The 19,470-nt window shown below is 77.1% G+C and carries 17 protein-coding genes; 7 read left to right on the plus strand and 10 right to left on the minus strand.

The annotated features are described in order from the left end of the window. Position 1: 1 nt before the first annotated feature. The 9 genes from E4A51_RS10375 to E4A51_RS10415 form a co-directional block, all read right to left on the minus strand. On the minus strand, positions 2-676 hold the full coding sequence (locus E4A51_RS10375; protein ID WP_134851686.1) for a uridine kinase: 675 nt from the start codon (positions 674-676) through the stop codon (positions 2-4). A gap of 65 nt (positions 677-741) precedes the next feature. Then, positions 742-1,515 (minus strand): chromosome condensation regulator, encoded by a 774-nt coding sequence (locus E4A51_RS10380; protein WP_240696439.1) that lies wholly within the window; start codon positions 1,513-1,515, stop codon positions 742-744. Positions 1,516-1,592: 77 nt separating this feature from the next. Continuing rightward, positions 1,593-2,375, minus strand: a complete 783-nt coding sequence (locus E4A51_RS10385) for an SCO1664 family protein (protein WP_134851687.1) — start codon at positions 2,373-2,375, stop codon at positions 1,593-1,595. After that, positions 2,372-2,935, minus strand: coding sequence for a DUF3090 domain-containing protein (locus E4A51_RS10390; RefSeq protein ID WP_070320088.1), 564 nt, complete (start codon positions 2,933-2,935; stop codon positions 2,372-2,374). The genes E4A51_RS10385 and E4A51_RS10390 overlap by 4 nt, the downstream gene beginning before the upstream one ends. A 19-nt stretch (positions 2,936-2,954) precedes the next feature. Beyond that, positions 2,955-3,659, minus strand: a complete 705-nt coding sequence (locus E4A51_RS10395) for an MSMEG_4193 family putative phosphomutase (RefSeq protein WP_070320087.1) — start codon at positions 3,657-3,659, stop codon at positions 2,955-2,957. A gap of 44 nt (positions 3,660-3,703) precedes the next feature. Beyond that, complete coding sequence (gene hrpA, locus E4A51_RS10400) at positions 3,704-8,245, minus strand: ATP-dependent RNA helicase HrpA (RefSeq protein WP_134851688.1); 4,542 nt, start codon at positions 8,243-8,245, stop codon at positions 3,704-3,706. 104 nt (positions 8,246-8,349) lie between these two features. Continuing rightward, positions 8,350-9,366 (minus strand): cation transporter, encoded by a 1,017-nt coding sequence (locus E4A51_RS10405; protein WP_070320745.1) that lies wholly within the window; start codon positions 9,364-9,366, stop codon positions 8,350-8,352. Continuing rightward, positions 9,363-9,917: a transporter substrate-binding domain-containing protein gene (locus tag E4A51_RS10410; protein WP_070320746.1), complete on the minus strand. Its 555-nt coding sequence runs from the start codon at positions 9,915-9,917 to the stop codon at positions 9,363-9,365. Before E4A51_RS10410 ends, E4A51_RS10405 begins: the two co-directional genes overlap by 4 nt. 103 nt (positions 9,918-10,020) lie before the next feature. Beyond that, positions 10,021-10,734 (minus strand): DUF1361 domain-containing protein, encoded by a 714-nt coding sequence (locus tag E4A51_RS10415; RefSeq protein ID WP_070320747.1) that lies wholly within the window; start codon positions 10,732-10,734, stop codon positions 10,021-10,023. A 468-nt stretch (positions 10,735-11,202) separates the two neighbouring features. Here E4A51_RS10415 and E4A51_RS10420 point away from each other — a divergent pair, with 468 nt between their 5' ends. The 5 genes from E4A51_RS10420 to E4A51_RS10440 all read left to right on the plus strand — a co-directional run bounded on the left by E4A51_RS10420 (position 11,203) and on the right by E4A51_RS10440 (position 17,300). Beyond that, positions 11,203-11,700 (plus strand): hypothetical protein, encoded by a 498-nt coding sequence (locus tag E4A51_RS10420; RefSeq protein WP_070320748.1) that lies wholly within the window; start codon positions 11,203-11,205, stop codon positions 11,698-11,700. Positions 11,701-11,755: 55 nt separating this feature from the next. Then, entirely contained in the window at positions 11,756-12,268 is a 513-nt protein-coding gene (locus E4A51_RS10425; protein WP_134851689.1) for an aminoacyl-tRNA deacylase, read from the plus strand. Between the two features lie 222 nt (positions 12,269-12,490). Beyond that, positions 12,491-12,871 (plus strand): STAS domain-containing protein, encoded by a 381-nt coding sequence (locus tag E4A51_RS10430; protein WP_134851690.1) that lies wholly within the window; start codon positions 12,491-12,493, stop codon positions 12,869-12,871. Between the two features lie 50 nt (positions 12,872-12,921). Further along, positions 12,922-14,094, plus strand: a complete 1,173-nt coding sequence (locus tag E4A51_RS10435) for an exonuclease SbcCD subunit D (protein ID WP_134851691.1) — start codon at positions 12,922-12,924, stop codon at positions 14,092-14,094. Further along, on the plus strand, positions 14,094-17,300 hold the full coding sequence (locus tag E4A51_RS10440; protein WP_134851692.1) for an AAA family ATPase: 3,207 nt from the start codon (positions 14,094-14,096) through the stop codon (positions 17,298-17,300). Before E4A51_RS10435 ends, E4A51_RS10440 begins: the two co-directional genes overlap by 1 nt. 91 nt (positions 17,301-17,391) lie before the next feature. Here the strand turns inward: E4A51_RS10440 and E4A51_RS10445 are convergent, their stop codons facing one another. Beyond that, positions 17,392-17,808, minus strand: a complete 417-nt coding sequence (locus tag E4A51_RS10445) for a hypothetical protein (RefSeq protein ID WP_046529762.1) — start codon at positions 17,806-17,808, stop codon at positions 17,392-17,394. A gap of 191 nt (positions 17,809-17,999) precedes the next feature. On the opposite strand from E4A51_RS10445, the gene E4A51_RS10450 reads away from it, so the two are divergent. Together E4A51_RS10450 and E4A51_RS10455 are read left to right on the plus strand one after the other, a co-directional pair. After that, positions 18,000-18,689, plus strand: a complete 690-nt coding sequence (locus E4A51_RS10450; protein ID WP_070319132.1) for a DUF2993 domain-containing protein — start codon at positions 18,000-18,002, stop codon at positions 18,687-18,689. Then, positions 18,686-19,450, plus strand: coding sequence for a M50 family metallopeptidase (locus E4A51_RS10455; RefSeq protein WP_070319133.1), 765 nt, complete (start codon positions 18,686-18,688; stop codon positions 19,448-19,450). Before E4A51_RS10450 ends, E4A51_RS10455 begins: the two co-directional genes overlap by 4 nt. The last annotated feature ends 20 nt before the right edge of the window (positions 19,451-19,470 follow it).

Here is a 19,470-nt window from a genome sequence, read left to right on the forward strand (position 1 = left end):
CCTACGCCCGGCCGAGCGTGCCGCCCGTCGCTCGCGGGCCCGGCGTCCTCAGCGCGCACACCCGCGGCGCGGTGACGTCGGTCGTGTCGACGACGACGGTCGCACGACCGCGCGGGTGCGCGGCCCGCGCGTACAGCCGCTGCGCGCCCGCGTAGCGCTCCCAGACCGGGTCGTCGGGCGCACGGCCCTCGCGTGCTGCCATGCGACGCGTCGCCTCGGCGAGCGGCACGTCGAGGTGGACCGCGACGTCCCAGCGGTCGGCGAGCCCGTCGCGCAGCAGGAACGTGCCCTCCACCAGCACGACCGCAGCGGGGGGTGCCACGAGCGCGACGCCGGGCGCTGCGAGGCCGTCGTCGCGCGTCGGGCGGTAGCGCCCGTCACCGCCGGGACCCAGCGGGTCGAGCACGTCACGCACGAGCGCCGGCACGTCGTACGCATCGAGCCAGAACCCCTCCGGGGAGTACCGGCCGCGCGCGTGGCGTACGTGCGGCGGTGCGAGGAAGTCGTCCGCGTGCACCACGAGCACGGGGCGTCGCTGGCGCACACGTTCGGCGAGGTGCGCCGCGAACGTCGTCTTGCCGCTGCCGCCGGCACCGTCGACCGCGACCAGGGCGCGGGCGCCGGGCGCCGCCGCGACCACCAGCCCGGCGACGACGGCCAGCGCGTCGTGCTCCATGCAGCGATCGTGCCACCGTCGCGCGCGACGGCCCGCCCGATCGCCGCGCACGACGGCGGGTCGGCTCAGCGCACCCGCCAGTCCCCGACGTCGCACCGACCGTCCTCGGCGGAGCCGGCGGCCAGCACGCAGCCGTCGGACCGCACGCCGAGCGTGTGCGTCGAGCCCGCGGCGACGGCCACGACGTCCCGCCACGCCGCCACGTCGCACTGCCCGCGGCCGTCGTCGCCCGCGGCGAGCACGCGCCCGTCCGCGGTGACCCCGACGGTGTGGTGGCTGCCGGCCGCGACGGCGACGACGTCGCACCAGGTGCCGACCTCCGCGACACCCGCCCCCGCGCTGCCGGCCGCGACGACCCTCCCGTCGCGCGTCAGGCCCACGGTGTGCAGGGACCCCGCGGCGACCGCGACGAGGTCGCGCCAGCGGCCGACGCGGCACTGGCCGCGGCGGTCGTTGCCCGTGGCGACGGCCGTGCCGTCGGCGCGCAGACCGACGGAGTGCCAGTCGCCCGCCGCGACGGCGACGAGGTCGCGCCACCCCTCGACGTCGGCAGCGCCCTCGGCGCGCCGCCCCGCGGCACGTGCGGTCCCGTCGACGAGCACCGCCAGGGTGCGTCGCCACCCGGCCGCCACGGCCACCACGCCGGACCAGTCGCCGACCTGGCACTGCCCGTCGCGGTCCCAGCCCGCGGCGAGGACCGTGCCGTCCGCCCGCAGCCCGACGGTGTGCGAGCGACCCGTGTTGGGTGCGGTGTGCACGTTGCCGGCCGCCACGGCGACCACGTCCCGCCAGTCCGCGGTGCGTCGCTCCTCGGCGCCCGGCGGGCCGGCCGTGAGCACGGACCCATCGGGCGTCACCGCGACCGAGTGCCGGCGTCCGGCGGCGACGCGGGACCGCGCGTGCGCGGCGGGCCGGCTCAGAACAGCGGCCACGGCACCGGCGACGACGCCGCCTCCGGCCCGGGGAACCGCCCGCTCGCGAGCAGCCGCTCGCACCGCGCGACCAGCGCGTCGACCTCGGCCCCGTCCAGCAGCGCCGCCAGCTCGTCGCCCAGCGCACCGTGCACGCCGTCGCGCACGCGCTCGACGCCCGCGCGCTCGTCGGCGTCGAGGTGCTCGCCCACCCAGCCCCACAGCACGGTGCGCAGCTTGGGCTCGGTGTGGAACGTGACGCCGTGGTCGACGCCGTACCGGTGGCCGCCCGCGACGGGCAGCACGTGCCCGCCCTTGCGGTCGGCGTTGTTGACGAGCACGTCGAGCACGGCCATGCGGCGCAGCGCGGGGGAGTCCTCGTGGACGACGGCCACCGGGCGGCCGCGCTCGTCGGCGCCCTCGAGGACCGTGCGCCACCCGGGTGGCACAGCCGTCGTCGGGACCACGTCGACGGGGTCCTGCTCCGGGTCGGTGTCCTGCCAGAGCTGCACCATGCCCGGGCCCAGCGGCCCGTCGCGCAGCCACGTGCGCGGCACGACGTCCCAGCCCAGCTCCTGCGACACGAGGTACGTCGCGACCTCGCGCCGGGCCAGCGTGCCGTCGGGGAAGTCCCACAGCGGCTGCTCGCCCGCGACGGGCTTGTAGACGACCTGCACGCCGCCGACCGTGCCGACGAACGTCGCGTTCGACGCCGTGGTGACGCGACCGACGACCACCAGCTCGCCGTCGAGGGCGTCGACGTCGTGCGCGTCGTCCGGGTCGGTCACGCGCCGTCGAGCGGGTCGCACACGTGACCGTCCGGGTCGACCGGCCGGCCGCACCGCGGGCACGCGGGTCGCCCGGCGCCCACGACGCGGCGCGTGCGCTGCACGAACGCCCGCGCGGTGCCCACCGGCATGCGCACCAGCAGGGCCTCCTCGGGCTCGTCCTCGTCGGCGTCCGCGAGGGCCAGCGGGTCGTCGTCGTCCGGCGCCTCCTGCAGCGGGAACGCCTCGACGACCACCTGCATCGTGCGCGGGTCCCAGCCCAGGCGCATCGTCCCGGTGCGGAACAGCGCGTCGTCGGGCGGGTCCAGCGGGTCGTCGTCGACGAGCTCGGGCGGGGTCTCGCGCGGGACGGAGACGGGGTGGTCCGCGTCGTTCGCGAGGTCGTCGAGCAGCTCCTCGATGAGGTCGGCGAGCGCGGCGGACTGCTGCTTCTCCAGCACGACGCTCGACGACCGGGCGCCCATGCGCGCCTGCAGGTAGAACGTGCGCTCGCCGGGGCGGCCCACGGTGCCGACGACGACGCGGTCCGGCCAGTCGAACTCGTGGACGCGGGTGGTCATCTTTCGAGTGTACGAACGGTCAGCGCGTCGCGTCGGTCGAGACGTGACCCGCGCCGCCGCCGACCGGTGCGTCGTCGGCGGGGCGGGCGGCCGCGAGCCAGCCGAGGTCGTCGGACGAGCTGTTCGTGGTGACGACGCGCGGGCGCCCGGGCCCGTACTGGACGATCGACACCGACGCGGGGCCGACGTCGAGGCGCTGGAACAGGTCGAGGTGCAGGCCGAGCGCGTCGGCCAGGACGGCCTTGACGACGTCGCCGTGGCTGACGGCCGCCCACACCGCGCCGGTGCCGTGCTCGCGCTCGACCGCGGCGTCGTGCGCGCGCACCGCCGCGACGGCGCGCGCCTGCATGCCGGCCAGCGACTCGCCGCCGGGGAACGTCACGGCCGACGGGTACGACTGCACCGTCGCCCACAGCGGCTCGCGCGCCAGGTCCGCGAGCGACCGGCCCTGCCAGTCGCCGTACCCGCACTCGGTGAGGGCGTCGTCGACCGTGAGCGTCGGCGTGCCGGCCTGCCGGGCGAGCAGCGCGTCCGCCGTCTGCCGGCACCGCTCCAGCGGGCTCGTCACGACCGCGACGAGCGGCACGACCGCGAGCCGCTCGGCGGTGCGCCCGGCCTGGCCGTGCCCGACGTCGTCGAGCAGCACGCCCGGGGTCCGCCCGGCGAGGACCCCCCGGACGTTGGCGTCGGTGCGGCCGTGGCGGACGAGCAGGACGGTGGCCATCCGGTCAGCCTAGGCAGCGAGGCCGCCCGCGCGCCCGCGCGACGTCACGCACCGAGCGCCGCGAGCGCCTTCCTGATCCGCGTCGGCGAGACCGGCACGGGCGTGCCGAGCTGCTGCGCGAACAGGCTCACGCGCAGCTCCTCGACCAGCCACCGCACGTCGTCGAGCGCGGCGTCCCGCGCCGGGTCGGGGGACGCGGTGCGCGCTCGCTCGCGCGCGGCGACGTACAGGTCCTCGACGTCCTGCACCTGCCACGCGAGGTCCGCGTCGCGCTGCGGGTTCTCGGCGGCCTTGGCCAGGCGGTGCCGCGCCGCGCGCAGGTACCGGACCAGCTGGGGCAGCCGGTCGGCGCCGACCTCGGAGACGAACCCGTCGTGCACGAGCGCCGCGGACTGCGTGCGCAGGTCCTGCGCGGTCGCGAGCAGCGCGAGGCTCGCCGAGCCGCGCACGTCGGCGTCGAGCTCGCGCCACGCCGTGAGCACGGCGACGAGGTCGGCGACCACGCGGTGCACATCGTCCTCGAGCGTGTCGCGCACGGCCTGGCGCAGCGCCGCGTACGCGTCGGCGTCGCGGACCTCGCGCACGGGCCGGCCGCCCAGGTGGCGGGCCATGATCCGGTCGACGGCCGCGAGCTGCACGTCGGTGACCAGGGCGTCGGTCGACGCGTACGGCGACGCCGCGAGCGCGAGGGCCTGCGTGCCCGTCCAGCGCGACGTCACGCGGGGCGTCGCGAGGCCCACGTCGAGCAGCAGCAGGCGGCGCAGGCCGCGGCGCGCGGCGGACTCGGCCGCGGCGGCGTCGGCGAGCACGCGCAGCGCGACGCCCGCGCGCGGGCCCGTGCCCTCCTCGACGAGCGTCGGGTAGGCGCGCACGACCCCGCCCGCGGCGGACGGCGCCTCGACCACGTCGGGCAGCGCGCCCGGCAGGTCGGCGGGCCACGTCGTCAGGCCCGTGCGCTCGAGCGTCGGGGCGGGTGCGGCCTGCGGGCGGGCGGTCGCGGGCGTGGGCGTCGTGGGGGTCCGCCGCGACGCACCGTCCGCCGCGGGCCGGTCCGCGGCCGTCGGGGGTGCGGCGACCCCCGCCTGCGCGGCGGCCTCCTCCATCGCGGCCCGCACGGCGGTGCGCACGGCCGACGCGACGGCGTCCTGCGCACGGTCCGCGTTGCGGCGCTGCAGCGCGAGCAGGTCGGTGCCCTCGTCGATCACGCCGCCGCGGTCGCCGACCACGCGGAACGTCATGCGCAGGTGCGCCGGCAGGCGGTCCTCGTCGACCGCGTCGGGCGGCACCTCGACGTCGCGCAGCGCCCGCACGGCGCGCGCGAACATCTCCCGGAACGACGGCGCCGCGTCGGCCGCGCGCACCGTGTCCTCCCAGGTCGCGGCGTTCTCGTCGAGCCACGCGTCGACCGCGCGCGCGACGTCCGGCGCGGGCACGAGCTGCACGCGCACGGGCTTGGGCAGCGCACGGATCGTCGCGGTCAGCAGCTCGGCGCGCATGCCGGGCACCATCCAGTCGAAGCCCTCGGGCCGCACGCGCGGCAGCTGCGACAACGGGACGTGCACGGTGACGCCGTCGGCCTCGGTGCCGGGCTCGAACTGGTACGTCAGCGGGAACGACAGGTCGCCCTGCGGCCAGCGCGACGGGAATGCCTGCTCGTCGATGTCGGCGGCGTCCTCGCCGACCAGCAGGTCACGCGTGTACGTCAGCAGGTCGGGGTCGGCGCGGCGTGCGTCCTTCCACCACCGGTCGAAGTGCCGTGCCGAGACCACGTCGGCGGGCACGCGCGCGTCGTAGAAGTCGAACAGCGCGTCGTCGTCGACCACGAGGTCGCGGCGGCGGGCGCGCGCCTCGAGCGCCTCGGCCTCGGCGAGCAGCCGCCGGTTCTCGTGGAAGAACCGGTGGTGCGTGGTCCACTCGCCCTGCACGAGCGCGTGCCGCAGGAACAGCTCGCGCGCGTGCTCGGGGTCGATCTTCGCGAGCAGCACGCGCCGCTGCGCGACCACGGGCACGCCGTACAGCAGCACCTTCTCGTCGACCATCGCCGCGCCCTGGCGCGTGGACCACGCGGGCTCGGAGTAGGTGCGCTTCACGAGGTGCGCGGCGGCCTCCTCGACCCACGCGGGGTCGACGCGCGCGACGTCCCGCGCCCACAGGCGCGACGTCTCGACGAGCTCGGCCGCCATGACCCACGACGGGGGGCGGCGCGCCAGCCCCGAGCCGGGGAAGATCGCGAACCGCGCACCGCGCGCGCCGAGGTACTCGTTGCGGGCGCGCGCGTCGGGGCGGCGCGGCTTGCCGTCGCGGCCCTTGGCGGGCGCGCCCGCGGCGACGTCGGTGACGAGCTGCATGCCGACCTGCGACAGCAGGCCGGGCAGCATCGCGCGGTGGATCGCGTCGCCGTCCCACGACCAGCGGGTCTGCACGCCGTCGGGTCCGGTGCGCTCGGCGGACTCCTGCGTGGGCGCACCGGTCGGGGTGTGCCGGCCGCCGTCGCGACGCCCGTCGCGGCCGTGGCCCGCTGCCGCGGGGACGTCGGACGACGCGGGCACCGGCGCGCCCTTGGCGTCGAAGCCCAGGTCCTTGGCCATCTGCCGGAGCTGCGCGACGACGTCCTGCCACTCGCGCACGCGCAGGTAGTGCAGGTGCTCGGCCTTGCACAGCCGCCGGAACGCGGACCCCGACAGCTCGCGCTGCCGGTCGCGCAGGTACGTCCACAGGTTGAGGTACGTCAGCAGGTCCGACGTCGGGTCGGCGAACCGGCGGTGCATCGCGTCGGCGGTCTCGCGCTGCTCGGCGGGCCGCTCGCGCGGGTCCTGGATCGACAGCGCGGCCGTCACCACGAGCACCTCGCGCGCGACGCCGCGGCGCCCCGCCTCGACGACCATGCGCGCGAGGCGCGGGTCGATCGGCAGGCGTGCCAGCGCGCGCCCCGTCTCGGTGAGCTGCGTGCGGCCCCGCCGCTCCTCGAGCGCACCGAGCTCGGTGAGCAGCACGACGCCGTCGCGCACCGAGCGCACGTCCGGCGGGTCGACGAACGGGAAGTCGACGACCTCGTCGGGCGACGTCACGACGCCCACCGCGATCATCCGCAGGATCACCGACGCGAGCGACGTGCGCAGGATCTCGGGCTCGGTGTACTCGGGGCGGGACTCGAAGTCCTCCTGCGAGTACAGCCGGATCGCGATGCCCGGCGCGACGCGGCCCGAGCGCCCGGACCGCTGGTTGGCGGACGCCTGCGACACCGGCTCGATCGGCAGCCGCTGCACCTTCGTCGCCTTGGAGAACCGCGAGATGCGCGCCGTGCCGGGGTCGACGACGTACCGCACGCCCGGCACCGTCAGCGACGTCTCGGCGACGTTGGTCGCGAGGATCACCCGACGGCGCGTGTGCGGCTCGAACACGCGCCGCTGCTCGGCGGCCGAGAGCCGCGCGTACAGCGGCACGACGTCCACGCCGAGCGCGTGCCGCGGGTCGCTGACCCGCGGTCCCAGGGACCCGCGCAGCGCGTCCTCGGCGTCGCGGATCTCGCGCTCGCCCGACAGGAACACCAGGACGTCGCCCGGGCCCTCCGCCATGAGCTCGTCGACGGCCTCGGTGATCCCGGTGACCACGTCACGATCCGGGCCGTCGTCGGGGGACAGCGGCTGGTAGCGGATCTCGACCGGGTAGGTGCGGCCGCTGACCTCGACGACCGGTGCGGGCACGCCGTCGGGGTGCTCGTCGCTCGGCGGGGCGCCGAAGTGCCGCGCGAACCGGTCGGAGTCGATCGTCGCCGACGTGATGACGAGCTTGAGGTCGGGCCGCTGCGGCAGCAGCCGCGTGAGGTACCCGAGGATGAAGTCGATGTTGAGGCTGCGCTCGTGCGCCTCGTCGATGATGAGCGTGTCGTACATCCGCAGCATCGGGTCGCGCTGGATCTGTGCGAGCAGGATGCCGTCGGTCATCACCTTGACCAGGGTCGAGTCGCTCGACTCGTCCGTGAACCGCACCTGGTAGCCCACGACCCCGCCCAGCGGGACCCCGAGCTCGTCGGCGATGCGCTCGGCCACCGTGCGCGCCGCGATCCGCCGCGGCTGCGTGTGGCCGATCTGCCCCGCGCGGCCCCGGCCCAGCTCGAGCGCGATCTTCGGGATCTGGGTCGTCTTGCCCGACCCGGTCTCGCCCGCGACGACCACGACCTGGTGGTCGCGCAGGGCCGCCGCGATCTCGTCGCGACGGGCCGAGACGGGCAGCTGCTCGGGGTAGACGATCGCCGGCAGGACCACGTCCGCGCGGGCCTGCGCCGTGCGGGCCAGGTGCGCGTCGCGGGCCGCGGCGCGGGTGGCGTCGTCGCGTCGTCCCCCGTCGCGTCGTGCCTCATTGCGTCGTGCTGCGTCGCGCGCGCGACGTGGAGCGCCGCCGCCGGCCGTGCCCTCACCGGCCGTGGCCACGCCGTCCGTGCTCTCGCGCGCGGAACCCTCGCCCCGCCGTCCGCGACCCCCACGCCGCCGCGGCGCACGACGCCGCGTCTCCGCACCGTCGGCCGCCGGGCTGCCGGCGTCGGCGTCGGCGGGGACGTCGGCGGGGGTGGGGTCGGACGTGCTCACGACCCACCATCCTCCCAGGCGTCCCGGCGGGGCTCACGCCGAATACCGGGACGCGGGGTCCGCGAGACCGGGCTCACCGCATCCGTGCGGCCGCAGAACGTTCCTCAGCCCGGTCTCGCTCCGGTGGCGTCCCGCAGTCCGGGCAGCAGCTCCTCCGGCAACTCGTCGACCGGCGCGACGACGAGGTCCTGCACCTTCCAGTCGAGGTCGGCCACCGCGTGCCACGCGTGCTGCAGCTGCGCCTGCGTGGGCATGCCGTCGCGCGGCACGACGAACGCCTCGACGTGGAACACGTGCCCCTCGTCGCGCACGCGGGACTGCGCCTGGGCGACCCACGGCAGCGCCCGCAGGGTCGCGTCGATGCGGTCGTGCAGCGGGTGCGGCTGCGTGCCGTCGACCGTCGTGGCGCGTGCGTCCATGAGCGCCGCGACCGCCGAGCGCAGGTTGCGGACGCCGTCGTGCAGGATGCTGCCGGAGATGAACAGCGCGGCGACCGCGTCGGCCCACCACAGGCCCGCACCGATGCCGAGCACGCCCACGATCCCGCCGACGGCGGTCATCCAGTCGGCCTTGTTCATGTCGGCGTCGGCGTAGAGCACGCGGTCGTGCAGCTGCTCGGCGAGCGGCATCTTGGCGCGGCCCAGCAGCACGGGCGGCACGATCGTGTACGCGAGGACCGCGACCATCAGCCAGCCCGCCCAGATCTCGTGCCCCAGCACGACGATGAGCCCGACGGGCGGGTGCTCGCCGGCCAGCAGCCCGGACAGCGAGTCGAACACCAGGAACGCGCCCATCGTCAGCAGCGCCGTCGCGGCCACCAGGTGACCGATGCCGACCGACCGGTGGTAGCCGTAGGGGTGCCGCTCGCTCGGCACCCTGCCCGTGACGTGCAGCGCCACCAGGAACGCGACCGGCGGGATGAACGACAGCAGGTCCTCCGCCCACGCGGCCTTCATGGCCTGCGAGCTGCCCATGACGAGGTACGTCGCCGTCACGGCCGTGACGAGGAACCCGATCGTCAGCCACGCGAGCCGCACCGCGCGGCGGCGTGCGCGCTGCGCGTCGGGCGGCAGCTCGGTGTTGCCGAACCGGAACGACTGCTGCACGGCTCCCTGCGTCACGGCGCCGTCACCTCCTGGTCGAGCAGGTGCCGCTCGAGCGCGACGAGGAACGCGTTCTCGCCCATCGGCGCGAGCACGACGTGCCCCTCGGGCTTGCCGTGCTCGTCCGTGACGGTCGTGTAGGCCACCGTCACCGCGGCCTTCGACGTCCACGGCGTCGACGCCGTGAACCCGCCCACGACCACGTCGAGCCGGCCCTCCTCGAGGTCGGCGACGAGCGCCTCCTCACCGCCCGTGGTCCACGTGACGTCCGCGCCGAGCGAGTCCGCGAAGTCCTCGACGAGCGCGACCTCGACGCCGTCGGGCGACCCGTCCGGGCCGAGCGCCGTCCACGGCTCGTGCGGCGAGAGGCCGGCGCGCAGCTCGCCGCCGCGCACGCGCTCGAGCGTGCCGTCGGGGTCGGTCGGGAACGTCGGGGCGTCCGCGCCGCAGCCGGTGAGGGCGACGAGGGCGAACGCCCCGGCGACGAGCGCGGCGCCGCGGGCGCGGCGGGCGGCGCGGTGCGCGTCACGCGTGCCGGCACGCGTGCGGCGACGGCGGGAGGACGTCATGCCGTCATCGAACGCCGGGACGCGCGTCCGCGCACGTCAGAGAGGTGGATGCCGACCCGTCGTGCACGGGTCGCGGTGGGCCGGGTGCCTGCGACGCGGCCCGTCAGCGCAGACGTTCGAGCTCGACGAGCCCCTGCACGACCGGCCCGACCACCACGAGGTACATGAGGCCGAAGAACAGCGCCCCGAGCAGCGTGAACCCGATCGCGTCACCCAGCCGACCGGGCGTGCGCAGGTGGCGCACGATCTTGCGGACGAGGTGCGTCGGGTGCTTCACGTCCCACGAGTTCAGGCGCACGTGCCGACCCAGGTAGATCCCGAACGCGACGAGCAGCAGGACGACCGCCTCGACCGCGCGGGCCTCCGCACCGGCGAGCGGCGCGACGGTGTCCCCGTACCGCAGGATCACCCACGCGAGGATCACGAGGAACACGTTGAGCACGGTCGTCAGCACGCCCGACATCGCGAGCACCAGGACGAGCAGCACGTCGTACCACTCGGGCACGCGCTCGCCCTCGCGCCGGTGGTTGAGGTTGAGCTCGGTGATGAGGTACCCCGCGTTCGGCAGCATGAGCAGCCACACGACCCCGAGGACGATCCCGGAGCCCCAGACGACGGCGGGCGGTGCGCCGCGGGAGATCAGCGGCAGCAGCACCACGACGGCCACCGCGAGCACGACGAACGGCGCGACGGACAGCGCGAGGTTGAGCAGCATCGGGCGGTACAGCCGTGTCCGGTAGACGGGGGCCCGCGCGACCACCAGCGCCGCCGCGAACAGGTTCATCAGCAGGACCCCGACGACGAGGCTGTTCAGCACGCGTTCTCCCTCCGCACCGCACGTCGCGCGGCAGGCACCGTCCGCACGCGTGCGCTCATGGAACCAGCCCGGCGGCGCGCCCGCCCGCGGTCCACCCCCGCCGGGGCCCGCCCCGCCGTGGTCGGCTCCCGCCGGGCTCGCTCCCGCCGCGGGCGGCTCCCGTCGTGATCCGCGCCCAGGTGCCTCTCCGCCCGCCCGCCTCCTGCGTCGTCCCGCCACCCGCTCCGCGACGGACAGCGGCACGGCACGGCGGACAGCGGCACGCAGGTGTCCGTCGTCCGTGCGGCTGTCCGTCGCGGGAAGGGGGCGGCGGCCGTGCGCGGGTGGCCGAGCGCGGGTGGCGTCGCCGGGTGCGCGACGGGGGGTAGCCCTTTCGGGTGAAGGGCGGGGCGTGTCGCTCGTCCGGACGGCATGCTGGTCGTTGGGTGATTCGTCCGGATCGGCCGACGGCGACGGAGCGGAGGCAGCGTGCTCGACCACCCGTGGCCGCCGCCGTCGCCCGGCCCGCAGCAGCCACGCGACGCGCACGGTGCGGCATGGCGCAACGGCACGCAACCCCGGCACGCGGCCGCGCCGCGCCGGCCCGGGGCGTCGGGGTGGCCCGACCTGGCGGGTGAGCCCGCGGCGCGACGACGTCACGACGACGCGCGCTCGGCGGACCGCGACGACCGCGAGGACCGTGGTGGTCCGTGGCGCGCGGGCCGCCCCGAGGGCGAGGCCCCGCGGGGACGCCTGCCCGCGTCCGGCACCTCGTGGGAGCCGGCCGCCGCGTGGATCCCGCAGCCCACCCCCGCGCCCGAGCAGCGGTGGACCCCCGAGCAGGACTGGCTCACCGCCTTCGCCGCTGCGCCCGCGGTGGCGCCGGTGCGCCCGCGCCGCGCCGCGCTGCGCGTCTGGGGCCCCGTGCTCGCGGTCGCCGTGCCGCTCGTCCTGGTCCTCGCGGCCGTCGCCCTCGCGCGGGGCTAGGGGTCGGGCTGCGCGTGGCCCGTCCCTCGCGCCTCGCCGGGGCTACCGTGGCCGCATGAGCGACCCGACCGTGCCCGCGACGCCCGACTCCGAGCTGCGCACCGACGGCGAGCGCCGCGTGGTCGAGGCCCTCGACGCCGCGGGCGTGCCGTACGTCCGCACGCGGCACGGGCGCGTCGGCTCGCTCGCGGAGGCCGCCGCGGCCCGGGGCATCGCGCCCGCGGACCTCGTCAAGACGATCGTCGTGCGGCGCGGCGACGACGACTACCTGCTCGTGCTGCTGCCGGGGGACCGCACGATCTCGTGGCCGCGGCTGCGGGCGCTGCTGGGCGTGAACCGGCTGTCGATGCCGGACGCGGCGGTCGCCAAGGACGTCACGGGCTTCGAGCGCGGCACGATCACGCCGTTCGGCACGACGCGCATGTGGCCGGTCGTCGTCGACGCGCGGGCCGCGGGGCGGACGGTGTCGATCGGCGGCGGCGGGCACGGCGTCGGGATCGAGCTCGCGGTCGACGACCTCGTGGCCGCGCTGGGTGCGACCGTCGCGGAGGTCAGCGAGGCCGAGTGACCGCCCGACCCCGGACCCTCGGGTCAAGCGGGGGTCAAGCGCGGGTGCGGCAGGAGTAGGGTGCGGGAACGCGCGCGGTGCGCCGCGCGTTGTGGCGAGGGATGGCAGGTCCTTGTCGTCGTTCGGCGCGCGGGTGTCGGAGGGCGCAGGTAGCGTCGATCCGCCCGTCGCACCCCGGTACGACGACGTACCGACCCGAGGCACGAGGAGCACGAACGCCACATGACGGAGCTGTCGAGCGTCGTCGAGCCCATGACGTCGACCGTGGAGCAGACGATGACCGTGGAGCACGCGATCCGCGTCGAGCACCGCGAGGACAAGGCCGTGGTCTGCCTGGTCGGGGAGATCGACGCGTCGCTGCGGGAGTCCGCGTCCGCGTCGATGGGGCTCGCGCTCATGAGCGGGCTGCCCCTGCTGGTCGACGCGACCGAGGCGACGTTCGTCGACTCGTCGGGAGTCGCGTTCGTGCTGCAGCTGCACCTCGCGGCCAGCGAGGCGCAGATCCCGCTCACGCTGCGCGACCCGCACCGCGTGCTGCGCGACGTGCTCGACATGGTCGGCCTCGGCACCGCGATCCCCGACGAGGGCGAGGCCCCCGCCTGACGCACGGCGTCGTCCCGGACGGTGTCGGTGGGCTCGGTTAGGTTCGCCGCATGCGGCTGCTGCACACGTCGGACTGGCACCTGGGCCGGACCCTGCACGGGGTCGACCTGCTGGACCACCAGTCGGCCTACCTCGACCACCTGGTCGACGTCGTGCGCAGCGAGTCCGTCGACGCGGTCGTCGTCGCGGGCGACGTGTACGACCGGGCGATCCCGCCGGTCGAGGCCGTCACGCTGCTGTCCGACACGCTCGCGCGCCTCGCGGAGCTCACGACGGTCGTCGTGACGTCGGGCAACCACGACTCGGCGACGCGCCTGGGCTTCGGCGCCGCGCTCATGCGCGAGCGCGTGCGGCTGCGCACGCGCGTCGCGTCGCTCGCCGAGCCGGTCGAGGTCGGGGACGTGCTCGTGTACGGCCTGCCCTACCTCGACCCGGACGTGTGCCGGGCCGAGCTCGCGCCGGTCGCTCCGGACGGGTCGCGTGCGCTGCTCGCGCGCTCGCACGAGGCCGTGACGACCGCGGCGATGGCGCGCGTGCGCGCCGACACGGCCACGCGTGCGGCGGGCGGCGACCGGCGGCGGGTCGTGGTCGCGGCGCACGCGTTCGTCGTCGGCGGGCTGGCCAGCGAGTCGGAGCGGGACATCCGTGTCGGCGGCGTGGACCACGTGCCGGCCGCGGTTTTCGCGGGGGCCGACTACGTCGCCCTCGGGCACCTGCACGGCCCGCAGGTCGTGGGCGGTCCCGCCGGCACGACGCTGCGCTACTCGGGCTCGCCCCTGGCGTACTCGTTCTCGGAGCGCCACCAGACCAAGTCCACCGTGCTGGTCGACCTCGCGGGCGACGCCCCGGCCACGACCCTCGTGCCCGCACCCGTGCCGCGGCGGCTGACGGACCTCACGGGCACGCTCGACGACCTGCTGGGCGCCGCGGGCGAGCCGCACGTCGACGACTGGGTGCGCGTCACCGTCACCGACGCGGCACGCCCGGCCGAGCTGTTCCGCCGGGTCCGGCAGCGGTTCGCGCACGCGCTCGTCGTGCAGCACCGCCCCGACCGGCCCGACGACGCGCGCGAGCGGCTCGCGCTCGTCACCGCCGCGGCCGACCCCGTGCAGGTCGCTGCGGACTTCGTCACGCACGTCACCGGCGGCGCGCCCACGGACGCCGAGCGCGCCGTGCTGCGCGCCGCGCACGAGCACGTGCTCGCGGCGGAGCGGAGCGCCTGATGCACCTGCGTTCGCTCACCGTCCAGGCGATCGGCCCGTTCGCGGGCCGTCACACGGTCGACGTCGACGCGCTGGCCGCGTCGGGGCTGTTCCTGCTCGAGGGGCCGACGGGCGCGGGCAAGTCCACGCTCATCGACGCCGTCGTGTTCGCGCTGTACGGCAAGGTCGCCGGTGCGGACGCGTCCGACGAGCGGCTGCGCTCGGCGTACGCGGCGGACGACGTCGAGAGCGTCGTCGACCTGGTGTTCGAGGTGCCGTCGGGCGTGTACCGCGTGCGGCGGACGCCCGCGTACCAGCGGGCGAAGCGGCGCGGCACGGGCACGACGACCGCGCAGGCGAGCGTCAAGGCGTGGCGCCTGCCGGCCGACGCCGACGTCGCGGGCGCCCCCGACGCGCTCGAGGGCGTGGGCGAGCTGCTGGGCACGCGGCTCGACGAGGTCGGCGCCGAGCTGCAGCGCGTGGTCGGCCTGGACCGCACGCAGTTCGTGCAGACCGTCGTGCTGCCGCAGGGCGAGTTCGCGCGGTTCCTGCGCGCGACGGGCGAGGAGCGGCGCGTGCTGCTCCAGAAGATCTTCGGCACGCAGGTGTACGAGCAGATGCAGCAGCGGCTGGCTGCGCTGCGCGCCGAGTCGGCCCGCACGGTCGAGGCGGCGCGCACGGCGCTCGGGCACGCGGTCGAGCACCTGCTGGGCGCGTGCGGCCTCGACGCCGACGAGCAGGCGGCGGCCCGCGCGCTGCTCGACGAGGCGGTGGTCGGCTCGCCCGTCGGGGCGCGTGTCGCGGACGCCGTCACGGCGACCACGGGCGGGCTCACGTCATCGGCCGCCGACGTGGCCGCGCGTGCCGACGCGGCCCGCGCGGCGTGGCAGAGCGCGCGGACCGCGCACGACGAGGAGCGGCGCCTGGCCGGGCTCGTCGCGCGCCGCGCCGCGCTGCACGCCGAGCGCGCGCTGCTCGCCGACGCGGCCGAGCAGCACGCCGACGACGTGCGACGCCTCGGGCTCGCGCGCGCCGCCGCGACCGTCCGGCCCCTGCTCACCGGCTGGCGCGACGCGTGCACCGCGCACGAGGGCGCGCTCAAGGCCCTCGTCGCCACGGCCGACGTCGCACCGGCCGCGCTGCTGCGGGTCGGGGACGTCGCCGACGTCACGACCCTGCTGGCCGCGACGACCGGCACGACGCCCGACGGTCCCGCCGCTGCCGGCACGGCGTCCGACGGTCCCGCCGCCGGCACGGCCGGGGCGTCGGCCGCGCCCGGGCCGGACACCGACGCCGAGCGGGTGCTCGACGCGTGGCGCACCCACCTGCGCGCCGCGCGCACCGACGCGGCCGAGGACGCCGCGGCCCTGCGACGGACGGTCGAGACCGAGGCCGGCCTCGTCGCGCGCCGGCGCACGGTGCGCGACCTCGCGGCCGTGCTGGACGACCTGCGCGCCGAGGCCGCGGCGGCCACCGAGTGGCTCGCGCAGCGCCCCTCCGCGCGCGCCGCCGTCGAGCAGCAGCGGGACGCCGCGCGCGCGGCGGCCGCGGGTGCCGAGGCCGCCGCGACGGCGCTCGCCGCGGCCCGCGCGCTCGCCGCCGACGTCACCGCGCTCGCCGCCGCGCGCCGGGAGCTCACCGAGGCCGAGGCCGCCGTGCGCGCCGCCGCCGACGACGCGCTCGCCGCGGTGCAGGCCGAGAGCGCGCTGCGGTCCGCGCGCGTCGCGGGCCTCGCCGGCGAGCTCGCCGGGACGCTCGTGCCCGGCGACGCGTGCCCCGTGTGCGGCGCCGTCGAGCACCCGGCTCCCGCGTCGGTCGGGGCCGACCACGTCACGGCCGACCGGGTGTCCGCCGCCGAGGCCGTGCGTGCGGCCGCCGAGCGCGTCGTCGCCGAGGCCGGCGCGCACCGGGCCGGCCTCGCCGAGCGCGTCGCCGGCCTCGCGGCCCGCACCGGCACGCACGACGCCGCGTCGGTCGCCGGGCTCGTGCAGGACGCCGAGCGGCGCGTGGCCGACGCGACGGCGGCGGCCGCACGCGCGACCGCGCTCGACGCCGGGCTGCGCGACCACGACGCCGCGACCCGGGACCGCGAGACGCTCCGGGACGAGGTCCTCGCGCAGGTGCGGACCGCCGAGCTGCGGCTCGAGACCGAGCGCGACACGCTCGCGCGCGCCGAGGCCGAGGTGCTCGAGGCGCGGGGCGACCACCCGACCGTCGCTGCGCGGCACGCCGCGCTCGAGGCGCTCGCGCAGCGCGCCGACGACCTGCTGGGCGCGCTGGACGCCGAGCGCGCCGCCGCGGCCGACGCGCGCCGTCGCCGCGACGAGGCCGACCGCGCCGTCGCCGAGCACGGGTTCGCCGACCACGGCGCCGCGCACGCCGCGTGGTGCCCGCCCGACGTGCTCGCCGACCTCGAGCGGCGCGTCCTCGCGCACAGCGCGGCGGCGGCACGTGTCGCGGCGGCCCTCGCCGAGCCGGACCTCGTCGCGCTGCCCGAGCGCGTCGAGCTCGACGTCGCCGCGGCCGAGCGCGCCGAGCGCACCGCCCGCGTCGCGCTCGACGAGCTGGACGGGCGGGCGCGCGTCGCGGCCGCCCGCGCGGCCGCCGCCGCGGACGCCGCGGCACGCGTCCGCACGGCCGCGGCCGCGCTCGACGCGGCCGTCGCCGCGGCCGCGCCCGTCACCCGCATGGCCAACCTCGCGGCCGGCACCGGCAGCGACAACGCGCACGCCCTCTCGCTCGCGACGTACGTGCTCGGGCGCCGGTTCGAGGACGTCGTCGCCGCCGCGAACGACCGGCTCGCCGTGATGTCCGACGGCCGCTACGAGCTCGTGCGCTCCGACGAGAAGGAGGACGTGCGCACCCGCACGACCGGCCTGTCGATGCGGGTCGTCGACCACCGCACCGAGCGCGCGCGCGACCCGCGCACGCTGTCCGGCGGCGAGACGTTCTACGTGTCGCTGTGCCTCGCTCTCGGCATGGCCGACGTCGTCACCGCCGAGGCCGGCGGCGTCGAGCTCGGCACGCTGTTCGTGGACGAGGGGTTCGGTGCGCTCGACCCGCACGTGCTCGACCAGGTGCTCGCCGAGCTCGGCCGGCTGCGCAGCGGCGGTCGCGTCGTCGGCGTCGTCTCGCACGTCGAGGCGCTCAAGCAGGCCGTCGCCGACCGCATCGAGATCCGCCCCACCCCCGAGGGACCGAGCACGCTGCGCGTCCTGGCGGGCTGACGGCGCCCGTCCGACGGCGCCGGGCCCTGCTGCACCACGTCCGGCCGCACCACGTCCTGCCGAGCCTCGTGGAGCCTCACCACGTCCGGCCTCACCACGTCCAGCCCCGCGCGGCGAGCTCGACCTCCTCACGGAACCGCTCCTGCGCGTCGCCCAGGGCCGCCGGCCGGACCTCGACGCCCGCGAGCCCGCACGCCTCCGCCAGGAGCGCGTCGTACGCGAGCCGCGACGCGATGATCCGCTCGGCGCGGGCGTACGCGTGCACGTCGACCTCGAGCCGGCGCACGTGGTCCGCGACCGCGCCGAGCCGCTGCTGCACGCGCAGCGTCCGGAACGGGTCGTACGGCTCGGGCTCCGGGTGCCGCAGCCTGGCGGCCACCGCCTCGAGCCGCGCCGCCAGCCACGTGCGCCAGCGCGGCGGCTCGTCCGGCGACGGGAACAGCGACCAGACGCCGAGCAGCACGACGCTCGGTGCCACCGAGACCACCAGAAGCAGGAACCAGGTCATCGCGCGTCCTTGGTCGAAGCCCTGCCACGAGCCTAGGCAGCCGCTGTGACGTGCGCCACAGGATCGGGCGTGGTCCCGGTGCGCGGGCCGCTCGTGCACGCGCACCACGGGACCTCCCGGGCTCGGGCGCCTACCGTGTGGGGCCGGGGCACCGGCCCGGACGGGCCGGGCACGACGAGGACGGGGAGCCGATGGGAGCCAGAGGGGTCGTCGCGGGGGTCGTCGCGCTCGGACTCGTAGGGGTCGGCGCGTACGTCGGTGACCGGTTCGCGCGGGACGCCGCGCAGGAGCGCGCCGCGCAGGTCGTCACGCAGCAGCTCCAGGTCGACGGCGAGCCCGACGTGCGGATCGACGGGTTCCCGTTCCTCACGCAGCTCCTGGCACGCTCGCTCGACGACGTCGGCGCCACCGCCGCGGGCGTGGTGTTCGAGGGCGTGCGCGCGACCGACGTCGTCCTCGACGCGACGGACGTGTCGCTCGAGTCGCCCTACCGGGTCGGGCACGCGCGGCTGCAGGCGACGCTGCCCCCCGAGTCGATCGAGCGGGCCGTCGCCGACCGCGCGAACCTCGTCGTCGACGTCACGGTCGACGGCGACGTGCTGCGCGCGTCCGGCCAGGTGCTGGGCGCCCCGCTGACGGCCGGCCTCGTGCCGCGCGTCGAGGACGGGCGCCTGCTCGTCGACCTGCGCGACGTCACGCTCGGGGTCGGTGCGCTCCAGGTGGACCGCCTGCCCGACGCGATCGCCGACCGGCTCACCGGGCTCGAGGTCCCGCTCGGCGGTCTGCCCGAGGGCGTGGTGCTCGAGAGCGTCGCGGTCGTGCGCGACGGCGTCCGGTTCGTCGCCGGCGGCACCGACGTCGTGCTGGAGCAGTCCCCGTGACGACCGCGCGGCTCGGGGCCGCCCCCGACGTCTCGGGCGTCGCCGACCTGTGGCAGCGCGTGACGACCGCGCAGCCCGCGCCCGACCGCACGACGGTGCTCGTCGTCGGCGCCGCGGTGCTGGTCGCGCTGCTCGTGCCCGGCCTGTGGCACCTGCTGCGCCACGGCCTGACGATCGTCCACGAGGCCGCGCACGCCGCGGTCGCGGTGCTGGTGGGCCGGCGGCTGTCGGGCATCCGCGTGCACTCCGACACGTCGGGGCTCACGGTGTCGCGCGGCAAGCCGCGCGGGCCGGGCATGGTGGCGACCGTGGCCGCCGGCTACCCCGGGCCCGCGCTGCTGGGCGTCGCGGCGGCGTGGCTGCTGTCCCGCGGGTACGCGCTGGGCGTGCTGTGGCTGCTGCTGGTCGTCGTGGTCCTCGTGCTGCTGCAGATCCGCAACTGGTACGGGCTGTGGGCCGTGCTCGTCAGCGGGGCGGTGCTCGTCGGCGTCACCGGGTGGGCCCCGGCGGGCGCGCAGACGGTCGTCGCCGCGGGGATCACGTGGTTCCTGCTGCTCGGCGCGCCGCGGGCCGTGCTCGAGATGCAGACCCAGCGCGCCCGCCTCGCGCGGCGCGGCGGGCGCGACACCTCGGACGCGGGTCTGCTGGCGGGGCTCACGCACCTGCCGGCGGTCGTGTGGGTCGCGATCCTGCTGCTGGTGTGCCTCACCGCGCTCGTCGCGGGGGGAGCGTGGCTGCTCGCGGCGTGGCCGGGCGCCTGACCTGCGGCGTCACCCGTCGG

The sequence above is a fragment of the Cellulomonas sp. HD19AZ1 genome (genome assembly GCF_004535805.1).
Taxonomy (GTDB): Bacteria; Actinomycetota; Actinomycetes; order Actinomycetales; family Cellulomonadaceae; genus Cellulomonas; species Cellulomonas iranensis.